The sequence below is a fragment of the Roseicyclus sp. genome, from assembly GCF_052168335.1.
Classification (GTDB): domain Bacteria; phylum Pseudomonadota; class Alphaproteobacteria; order Rhodobacterales; family Rhodobacteraceae; genus Roseibacterium.
In genome coordinates this window covers 1-8,221 of sequence record NZ_JBQLZP010000567.1, presented here as the reverse complement: position 1 = coordinate 8,221, position 8,221 = coordinate 1, and the positions used below count along the sequence as shown (strand labels likewise).

Here is an 8,221-nt window from a genome sequence, read left to right as displayed (position 1 = left end):
GGGCTACGGCTTTGCGCGACATGTGCGCACAAATGTGTACGAAGAGGGTGGCGTTCGGGTCGCGGATGCGGTTTACACCGTCTCGCCGACGCTCCCGCGAGGGTTGCAGACGATCGACGCCGAGGTGACGGCGGCAGGCTGCGCCGAGCAAGGTATACCGACGGTTTGAGGACGACCATGGACGGCTTCTTTACGACCACGCCGGGCATCATCGTGACAATCGCCGCCCAGAGCCTTCTGGTGATCGGCTTCGTGATGATCTCGCTGCTGTTCCTGGTCTACGGCGACCGCAAGATCTGGGCCGCGGTCCAGATGCGCCGGGGCCCGAACGTGGTGGGCGCCTTCGGCCTGCTCCAGACGGTCGCCGACGCGCTCAAGTATGTCGTGAAGGAGGTCGTGATCCCGGCGGGCGCGGACCGTCCGGTCTTCATGCTCGCGCCGATGACGTCCTTCGTGCTCGCCATGATCGCCTGGGCGGTGATCCCGTTCAACGACGGCTGGGTGCTCGCCGACATCAACGTCGCCATCCTCTACGTCTTCGCCGTCTCCTCGCTCGAGGTCTACGGCGTCATCATGGGCGGCTGGGCGTCGAACTCGAAGTATCCGTTCCTGGGGTCTCTCCGGTCGGCGGCGCAGATGATCTCCTACGAGGTCTCGATCGGCCTCATCATCATCGGGGTCATCATCTCGACGGGCTCGATGAACTTCGGGGCCATCGTCGCGGCGCAGGACGGGGACTGGGGCCTGTTCTCGTGGTACTGGCTGCCGCACCTGCCGATGGTCGTGCTCTTCTTCATCTCGGCGCTGGCCGAGACCAACCGCCCGCCCTTCGACCTGCCCGAGGCGGAATCCGAGCTCGTCGCGGGCTACCAGGTGGAATACTCGTCCACGCCCTTCCTGCTGTTCATGGCGGGCGAATACATCGCCATCTTCCTGATGTGCGCGCTCATCACGCTGCTGTTCTTCGGCGGCTGGCTCTCGCCCATTCCGTTCATTCCGGACAGCCCGCTGTGGATGATCGCCAAGATGGCGCTGTTCTTCTTCCTCTTCGCGATGGTGAAGGCCGTGGTGCCGCGCTACCGCTACGACCAGCTCATGCGGATCGGCTGGAAGGTTTTCCTTCCCCTGTCGCTCGCCTGGGTGGTGATCGTAGCCTTCCTCGCGAAGTTCGAGCTGTTCGGCGGCGCCTATGCCCGCTGGGCGGTGGGACTCTGACATAGGAGGCCGAGATGACGCAGATCGACTGGACCCGCGCCACCAAGTACTTCCTGATGCAGGACATGCTGAAGGGTCTCGCCCTCGGCATGCGGTATTTCTTCGCCCCCAAGGCGACGGTGAACTACCCGCACGAGAAGGGGCCGCTGTCCCCGCGGTTCCGCGGCGAGCACGCGCTGCGCCGCTATCCCAACGGCGAGGAGCGCTGCATCGCCTGCAAGCTCTGCGAGGCGATCTGCCCCGCGCAGGCCATCACCATCGACGCCGAGCCGCGCGAGGACGGCAGCCGCCGCACCACGCGCTACGACATCGACATGACGAAGTGCATCTACTGCGGCTTCTGCCAGGAGGCCTGTCCGGTCGATGCCATCGTCGAGGGCCCGAACTTCGAGTTCGCCACCGAGACCCGGGAGGAGCTGTTCTACGACAAGCAGAAGCTCCTCGAGAACGGCGAGCGGTGGGAGGCGGAGATCGCCCGCAACCTCGAACTGGATGCGCCCTACCGATGAGCGAGAAATCCCAGAATCCCTTCGAGGCGCTGTTCCGGCAGACGCAGGAGATGTCGCAGGAATGGGTCAAGGCGATGAACCCCGCGCTGGCGAACTTCACGCCCGCGGGCTTCGACAAGCTCTGGCCGACGGTCCCCTCCGAGATGCTCGAGGCCTTCCTCGGCAAGCAGTTCAACCCCGAGGGGCTGGACGCCAAGACCCGGCTTCTCCTGACGCTCCAGGGCCTCACGATCCAGGGCGCCGTGGCCGAGCCGCAGATCCGCCTGACCGTCCGCCACGCCCTCGAGGCGGGCGCGACCAAGCAGGAGATCGCCGAAGCCATCGGCATGGCCGCCATGTTCGGCGGCGTGCCCGCGATGAACAAGGCGATGGAACTCGCCAAGGAAGCCATAGACGGGACGGAGGAGTGACATGACCATCGCGGACTTCACCTTCTACGCCTTCGCCGTCTCGATCATCGTCGGCGGCCTCCTGACCGTCACGGCGAAGAACCCGGTCCACTCGGTCCTGTGGCTGATCCTCGCGTTCCTCTCGGGCGCGGGCCTCTTCGTGCTGCTCGGCGCGGAATTCGTCGCGATGCTCCTCATCATCGTCTACGTGGGCGCGGTCGCGGTCCTGTTCCTCTTCGTCGTCATGATGCTCGACGTCGACTTCGCGGGGCTGAAGGCCGAGATGGCGAAATACATGCCGCTCGCGGGGCTGATCGGGGTCGTCATCCTGATGCAGCTCGGCCTCGCCTACGGGAGCTGGACCTTCTCCGAGGGGATCGACGCGCGGCTCGGCAACCCGATCCCGCCGCTGGAGGAGATCCACAACACCGAGGCGCTGGGCCTGATCCTCTACGACCGGTATTTCCTGCCCTTCCAGCTCTCGGGCCTGATCCTGCTGGTGGCGATGGTGGGCGCGATCGTGCTGACGCTGCGCCACCGCGCCGACATCAAGCGGCAGGACGTGCTCGCCCAGATGTACCGCGACCCGGCCAAGGCGATGGAGCTGAAGGACGTCAAGCCGGGGCAGGGGCTGCGCTGATGGGCCAGGCGGGCGTCATGGCATCGGTCGGCCTCGGCCTCGGGCTCGCCCCGGGGGCGGTTGCCGCCTGCGTGATCATGCAGCCCATCTGCCACAACGACGACGGCATCGCCGAGCTGTCCGCCTGGCGCGACAACGTCGTGCTGTTCCGCGAGTCGCGCGACAGCGACCCCCGCCACCGCACCGTGCTGGTGGAGTGCAACAGCCGCGAGGGCGTCCTGATCGTCGCCGACGAGGATCGCGCCGGGCGCTTCTGGATCGCCGAGGACCTGCTCTACGAGATCATGATGGACGACGCGCCGCAGACCCTGACCGAGGTGGCGACGCAGGTGCGCGCCATCGGCGTCGAGGCGTCGCGCGTGCGGCTGGGAGCGGGCCATTGCGGCTGCGACCTGCCCGCGACGCCGCCGCCACCGAACTACTGCGAATAGGTGCAGGACAAGACCCGGCGCAGGGACCGCGCCGGACAGACAGACCAGCCGGGCCCGGCCCGGACCGAAAACGGCAGATGGCCCCGCGTGTACAGGGGTCGAGAGGGACGACATGACGATCGGTCTTGAACATTACCTGACGGTGGCCTCCGCGCTCTTCGTCATCGGCATCTTCGGCATCTTCCTCAACCGGAAGAACGTCATCATCATCCTGATGTCGATCGAGCTGATGCTGCTCTCGGTGAACATCAACCTCGTCGCCTTCTCGGCCTATCTCGGCGATCTGACCGGGCAGGTCTTCACGCTCTTCATCCTGACCGTCGCCGCCGCCGAGGCCGCCATCGGCCTCGCCATCCTCGTCTGCTACTTCCGCAACCGCGGCACGATCGCGGTGGAAGACGTCTCGACCATGAAGGGCTGAGAGACATGGAAACGATCCTCCTCTTCGCCCCCCTGGTCGGCGCGCTCATCTGCGGGTTCACCTGGCGCATGATCGGCGAGCAGGCGGCCTGCGCGGTCGCCACGGGCCTGCTCTTCCTGTCGATGCTGCTGAGCTGGGTGGTGTTCCTCGGCTTCGACGGCGAGACGACGACGCGCTCGCTCTTCACCTGGATCGAGAGCGGCACGTTCTTCAGCGAATGGTCCATCCGCATCGACCGGCTGACGGCGATCATGCTGATCGTCATCACCTCGGTCTCGGCGCTCGTGCACCTGTATTCCTTCGGCTACATGGCGCATGACGACAACTTCAAGCACGGCGAGAGCTACCGGCCGCGCTTCTTCGCCTACCTGTCGTTCTTCACCTTCGCCATGCTGATGCTGGTGACGGCGGACAACCTCCTCCAGCTCTTCTTCGGCTGGGAGGGGGTGGGCGTCGCCTCCTACCTCCTTATCGGGTTCTACTTCCGCAAGCCCTCGGCGGGCGCGGCGGCGATGAAGGCCTTCATCGTCAACCGGGTGGGCGACTTCGGCTTTCTCCTCGGCATCTTCGCGATCTTCTGGATGGCGGATTCGATCCAGTTCGACGTGATCCTGCCCATGGGGGCCGAGTTCGCGGAGATGACGATCACCTTCCTCGGGATGGAGCTGAACGCCGCCGAGACGATCGCCTTCCTCCTCTTCATCGGCGCGATGGGCAAGTCGGCGCAGCTGATCCTGCACACCTGGCTGCCGGACGCGATGGAGGGCCCCACGCCGGTGTCGGCGCTGATCCACGCGGCGACGATGGTGACGGCGGGCGTCTTCCTCGTCTGCCGGATGTCGCCGCTCATCGAATACGCGCCGATGGCGGGGAACTTCATCATCGTTGTGGGCGCGCTCTCGGCCTTCGTGGCGGCGACGATCGGGCTGGTGCAGAACGACATCAAGCGCGTCATCGCCTACTCGACGATGTCGCAGCTCGGCTACATGTTCGTGGCGGCGGGCGTCGGGGTCTACTCGGTCGCGATGTTCCACCTCTTCACGCATGCCTTCTTCAAGGCGATGCTCTTCCTCGGGGCGGGCTCGGTCATCCACGGGATGCACCACGAGCAGGACATGCGAAACTACGGCGGCCTGCGGAAGAAGCTGCCCTACACGTTCTGGGCCATGATGATCGGCACGCTCGCCATCACCGGCGTCGGCATCCCGCTGCTCTACGTGGGCTTCCCGGTGGGCTTCGCGGGCTTCGTCTCGAAGGACGCGGTGATCGAGAGCGCCTGGGCCTTCGGGCCGGGCCTGGGCGAGTTCGCCTTCTGGTCGCTCGTCGTCAGCGCGCTCTTCACCAGCTTCTATTCCTGGCGGCTCATGTTCCTGACCTTCTACGGCGAGCCGCGCGGCAACAAGCACACGCACGAGCACGCCCATGAAAGCCCGATGACCATGCTGATCCCGCTCGGCGTGCTCGCGCTCGGCGCGGTCTTCGCTGGCATGGTCTGGTACGGCAGCTTCTTCGGCAAGACGAACTACGTGGCGTCCTTCTTCGGCGTGCCCTACGCCGTCGAGGAAGCGCATGGCGATGAGGCGGCCGCCGACGACCACGCGGGCGAGACCGCGCCCGAGGCGCATGGCGAGGCGAGCGACCATGCCGCCGAGGAGCCGCACTACGTCTTCACCGGCGCGCCCGGCGAGGGCGCCATCCACCATGCACCGGACAACCACGTCCTGAACGATGCCCATGTCGTGCCCACCTGGGTCCGTCTCGCGCCCTTCGTGGCGATGGCGCTCGGCTTCGTCACCGCGCTCTGGTTCTACATCCTCAACCCGGCGATCCCGGGGCAGCTCGCGCGCGCGCAGCGCCCGCTCTACCTGTTCCTCCTGAACAAGTGGTACTTCGACGAGGCCTACGACTTCCTCTTCGTGAGGCCCGCCCGCTGGCTCGGCCGCTTCTTCTGGAAGGGCGGGGACGGTGCGGTGATCGACGGCGGGATCAACGGGCTCGCCATGGGGATCATTCCCTTCTTCACCCGGACGCTGAGCCGCGCGCAGTCCGGCTACATCTTCCACTACGCCTTCGCGATGGTGCTCGGGATCGTGGTCCTGATCACCTGGGTCACCCTGGGCGCCGGAGGCTGAGACCGACCCATGGACAACCTTCTCTCCATCGTCACCTTCCTGCCGCTGGTCGCCGCGGTCATCCTCGCGGTGTTCCTGCGCGGCGACGACGCGGCGGCGCAGCTGAACGCCAAGCGACTCGCGTTCGCGGCGACCGCGGCGACCTTCCTCGTGTCGATCTTCATCCTGGTGGAGTTCGACCCCAACGACACCGGCTTCCAGCTCGTCGAGCAGACCGAGTGGCTCTTCGGCCTGCAGTACAAGGTGGGCGTGGACGGCATCAGCGTGCTCTTCGTGATGCTGACGACCTTCCTCATGCCGATCACCATCGCGTCGTGCTGGGGCGTCACGCACCGCGTGAAGGAATACATGGTCGCGATGCTGGTGCTAGAGACGCTGATGATCGGTGTCTTCGTGGCGCTCGACCTCGTGCTCTTCTACCTCTTCTTCGAGGCGGGCCTGATCCCGATGTTCCTGATCATCGGGATCTGGGGCGGCAAGGACCGCATCTACGCCTCGTTCAAGTTCTTCCTCTACACCTTCCTCGGCTCGGTCCTGATGCTCGTGGCGATGATCGCCATGTACGTGGACGCGGGCACCACGGACATCGTCGCGCTTCTCGACCACCAGTTCAGCGCGGGGCCCGTCACGCTGCTGGGCTGGCAGATCGCGGGAGGGATGCAGACGCTCATGTGGCTCGCCTTCTTCGCCTCCTTCGCGGTGAAGATGCCCATGTGGCCGGTGCACACCTGGCTGCCGGACGCGCACGTGCAGGCGCCGACGGCGGGCTCGGTCGTGCTGGCGGCGATCCTGCTGAAGATGGGCGGCTACGGCTTCCTCCGCTTCTCGCTGCCGATGTTCCCGGTCGCGTCGGACCTGATGGCGCCGCTGGTCCTTTGGCTCAGCGTCATCGCCATCGTCTACACCTCGCTCGTGGCGATGGTGCAGGAGGACATGAAGAAGCTCATCGCCTATTCCTCCGTGGCGCACATGGGCTTCGTCACCATGGGGATCTTCGCGGCGAACCAGCAGGGCGTGGACGGGGCGATCTTCCAGATGATCAGCCACGGCTTCGTCTCGGGCGCGCTCTTCCTCTGCGTCGGCGTGATCTACGACCGGATGCACACGCGCGACATCGACGCCTATGGCGGCCTCGTCGTGCGGATGCCGGCCTACGCGCTGATCTTCATGCTCTTCACCATGGCGAACGTGGGTCTTCCGGGCACCAGCGGATTCGTCGGCGAGTTCCTGACGCTGATCGGCGTCTTCCAGGTCAACACCTGGGTCGGCGTCTTCGCGGCGACGGGGGTGATCCTCTCGGCCTGCTACGCGCTCTGGCTCTACCGGCGGGTCGTCTTCGGCGACCTCATCAAGGAGAGCCTGAAGTCGATCACCGACATGGACCGGCGCGAGAAGGCGATCTTCGCGCCCCTCGTCGTCATGACCCTTCTTCTCGGCGTCTACCCGAGCCTGATCACCGACGTGATCGGCCCCTCGGTCGAGGCGCTCATCACGGATTACGAGCTGGCGCTCGAGGCCCATGTGCCGGGCAGCCAGTTCGCCGCGAACCACTGAGGTAGCCGCATGCTCGGTCCCGATCTCGCAATCATCCTGCCGGAAATCGTGCTGTCGCTCGCCGCGATGGCGGGGCTCCTGGGGGCGGTCTACACCTCGAAGGACGGGGTCGCGCCCGCGCTGACCTGGGGCACCGCGCTGCTCCTCGCGATCATGGGCGCCTACATCGCGCTGACGGGGCAGGGCACGCGGGTCGCCTTCGACGGGATGTTCGTGGACGACGCCTTCTCCCGCTTCGCCAAGGTGACGATCCTGTGGTCGGCGGCCGCCGTTCTGCTGATCGGGCAGGACTTCATGTCCCGCCACAACCTCCTCAGGTTCGAGTTCCCGATCCTCGTGGTCCTCGCCGTCGTGGGCATGATGATGATGGTCTCCTCGGGCGACCTCATCGCGCTCTACCTCGGGCTCGAGCTCCAGTCGCTCAGCCTCTACGTCATCGCCTCGCTCCGGCGCGACAGCGTCCGCTCGACCGAGGCGGGGCTGAAATACTTCATCCTCGGGGCGCTCTCCTCGGGCCTGCTCCTCTTCGGCGCGTCGCTCGTCTACGGCTTCGCGGGCACCACGCAGTTCGCCGGCATCGTCGCGGCGACGGCGGCCAGCGAGATGTCCCTCGGCCTTCTCTTCGGCCTCGTCTTCGTGCTCGCCGGCCTCGCCTTCAAGGTCTCGGCCGCGCCCTTCCACATGTGGACGCCGGACGTCTACGAAGGCGCGCCGACCGCCATCACCGCGCTTTTCGCGACCGCGCCCAAGGTGGCCGCCGCGGCGCTGCTCGCGCGCGTGGTGCACGACGCCTTCGGTGGCGCGGTGGGCGACTGGCAGCAGATCGTGGCCTTCCTCGCGGTCCTCTCGATGTTCGTCGGCTCCATCGCCGCGATCGGGCAGACGGACATCAAGCGCCTGATGGCCTATTCCTCGATCGGCCACATGGGC

General features: G+C 66.2%; 9 protein-coding genes. All 9 read left to right on the top strand.

The features are described 5' to 3' along the window. Positions 1–177 precede the first annotated feature (177 nt). Complete coding sequence (gene nuoH / locus ACTS11_RS17470; protein ID WP_442641573.1) at positions 178–1,215, top strand: NADH-quinone oxidoreductase subunit NuoH; 1,038 nt, start codon at positions 178–180, stop codon at positions 1,213–1,215. A 14-nt stretch (positions 1,216–1,229) separates the two neighbouring features. Next, entirely contained in the window at positions 1,230–1,724 is a 495-nt protein-coding gene (nuoI, locus tag ACTS11_RS17465) for an NADH-quinone oxidoreductase subunit NuoI (RefSeq protein ID WP_442641572.1), read from the top strand. Then, complete coding sequence (locus tag ACTS11_RS17460; RefSeq protein ID WP_442641571.1) at positions 1,721–2,134, top strand: carboxymuconolactone decarboxylase family protein; 414 nt, start codon at positions 1,721–1,723, stop codon at positions 2,132–2,134. Before nuoI ends, ACTS11_RS17460 begins: the two co-directional genes overlap by 4 nt. A 1-nt stretch (position 2,135) precedes the next feature. Then, entirely contained in the window at positions 2,136–2,753 is a 618-nt protein-coding gene (locus ACTS11_RS17455; RefSeq protein ID WP_442641570.1) for an NADH-quinone oxidoreductase subunit J, read from the top strand. Then, positions 2,753–3,184 (top strand): hypothetical protein, encoded by a 432-nt coding sequence (locus ACTS11_RS17450; protein WP_442641569.1) that lies wholly within the window; start codon positions 2,753–2,755, stop codon positions 3,182–3,184. The genes ACTS11_RS17455 and ACTS11_RS17450 overlap by 1 nt, the downstream gene beginning before the upstream one ends. Positions 3,185–3,296: 112 nt before the next feature. Continuing rightward, on the top strand, positions 3,297–3,605 hold the full coding sequence (nuoK, locus tag ACTS11_RS17445; protein WP_442641568.1) for an NADH-quinone oxidoreductase subunit NuoK: 309 nt from the start codon (positions 3,297–3,299) through the stop codon (positions 3,603–3,605). 5 nt (positions 3,606–3,610) lie between these two features. Next, a complete protein-coding gene (gene nuoL / locus ACTS11_RS17440; RefSeq protein ID WP_442641567.1) occupies positions 3,611–5,737 on the top strand; it encodes an NADH-quinone oxidoreductase subunit L in 2,127 nt (708 codons plus the stop codon). A gap of 9 nt (positions 5,738–5,746) precedes the next feature. After that, positions 5,747–7,291, top strand: coding sequence for an NADH-quinone oxidoreductase subunit M (locus ACTS11_RS17435; RefSeq protein ID WP_442641566.1), 1,545 nt, complete (start codon positions 5,747–5,749; stop codon positions 7,289–7,291). 9 nt (positions 7,292–7,300) lie between these two features. Continuing rightward, the coding region (locus ACTS11_RS17430; protein ID WP_442641565.1) for an NADH-quinone oxidoreductase subunit N at positions 7,301–8,221 on the top strand (921 nt) is incomplete at its 3' end.

What these genes read in the sequence shown, in the direction of transcription:
- nuoI (WP_442641572.1), top strand. Translation starts at nt 1,230, where the DNA reads ATGACGCAGATCGACTGGACCCGCGCCACCAAGTACTTCCTGATGCAG.
- ACTS11_RS17455 (WP_442641570.1), top strand. Translation starts at nt 2,136, where the DNA reads ATGACCATCGCGGACTTCACCTTCTACGCCTTCGCCGTCTCGATCATC.
- nuoH (WP_442641573.1), top strand. Translation starts at nt 178, where the DNA reads ATGGACGGCTTCTTTACGACCACGCCGGGCATCATCGTGACAATCGCC.
- ACTS11_RS17450 (WP_442641569.1), top strand. Translation starts at nt 2,753, where the DNA reads ATGGGCCAGGCGGGCGTCATGGCATCGGTCGGCCTCGGCCTCGGGCTC.
- nuoL (WP_442641567.1), top strand. Translation starts at nt 3,611, where the DNA reads ATGGAAACGATCCTCCTCTTCGCCCCCCTGGTCGGCGCGCTCATCTGC.
- ACTS11_RS17435 (WP_442641566.1), top strand. Translation starts at nt 5,747, where the DNA reads ATGGACAACCTTCTCTCCATCGTCACCTTCCTGCCGCTGGTCGCCGCG.
- nuoK (WP_442641568.1), top strand. Translation starts at nt 3,297, where the DNA reads ATGACGATCGGTCTTGAACATTACCTGACGGTGGCCTCCGCGCTCTTC.
- ACTS11_RS17460 (WP_442641571.1), top strand. Translation starts at nt 1,721, where the DNA reads ATGAGCGAGAAATCCCAGAATCCCTTCGAGGCGCTGTTCCGGCAGACG.